General features: G+C 63.4%; 1 protein-coding gene and 1 other RNA gene. One reads left to right on the top strand and one right to left on the bottom strand.

All coding sequences use genetic code 11. The annotated features are described in order from the left end of the window. The first annotated feature begins 163 nt into the window (after positions 1 to 163). An RNA gene (rnpB, locus tag ACVOLL_RS20570) (RNase P RNA component class A) lies at positions 164 to 514 on the top strand. A gap of 89 nt (positions 515 to 603) precedes the next feature. Here the strand turns inward: rnpB and ACVOLL_RS20565 are convergent. Continuing rightward, on the bottom strand, positions 604 to 1048 hold a 445-nt coding region (locus ACVOLL_RS20565; protein WP_481514565.1), incomplete at its 5' end, for a DM13 domain-containing protein.

Raw genomic sequence — 1048 nt, 5'->3', positions numbered from 1 at the left:
CATCCATGCCGTCGTCGCTACCCGCGCTGTCGGACAGGAACACGGATTCGTCTTCGCCTTCGAGCCAGCCGCGGCGCGACAGGTGCCGGCACACGCGATGCGCGATGGTGTGCCGCGACCGGCACGGCAGGAAGGGCGTGCGTACGCTAGAATACGCGCTGGCGGAGTCGGCCAGACAGTCGCGTCATCCCTTCGGGGTGCCGAGGAAAGTCCGGGCTCCATAGGGCAAGGTGCCAGGTAACGCCTGGGCGGCGCAAGCCGACGGAAAGTGCAACAGAAAGATACCGCCTACGTCTTCTTCGGAAGGCCGGTAAGGGTGAAATGGTGCGGTAAGAGCGCACCGCGAGTCTGGCAACAGACCGGCACGGCAAACCCCACCTGGAGCAAGACCAAATAGGGATCCTTTGGCGCGGCCCGCGTTGGATCCGGGTAGGTTGCTTGAGCGTTGCGGTGACGTAACGCCTAGAGGAATGACTGTCCACGACAGAACCCGGCTTATCGGCCGGCTCCGCCTCTTTCTTACGGTAGGCCGAGCATGGCTCGGCTCTACAGTAGAGCCGAGCCATGCTCGGCTGCTCTTCGCCCAGATGCTTGGGATGTTGTTCAACCCGGCGTGCGGTACTGCCCGGCGGAAATGAACTGCTCGAACCGTTCGCACCACACCACTACGGTGGTGTAATCGTCCACGTTGACGCTTTCAGGCACGTCCACCAGGAAACGGTTGAAGGTCTTCACCTCGCCGATGCGCTGGGCCTGTGCCTTGATCTTCAGGAAATCGGCCTTGTTGTCGACGAAGTCACGGACCAGGTACACCTTGTAATCCGGACCCGGACCCATCTTGCCGTCGAACGCGACCTGGCGCGGGCTGACGCTGACGTTGCCTTCCGCCCAATGCACCGCATCACTGCCCTTGAGGTCGCGGCGAAAGGTGGTGCGGTAGGGGGCGTCTTTCATGGCCGCCTGCACCTGCGCAACCGGCGGGTCATCGGGGGCGATCAGGATCGGCAGGAGATAGACGCCCAGGCCGAAGCCCAGGCCGAGGGTGAGC

The organism is Stenotrophomonas sp. STEN035, assembly GCF_056759935.1.
Note: the sequence above shows the minus strand (reverse complement) of the source record. Positions and strands in the feature narration are given on the sequence as shown.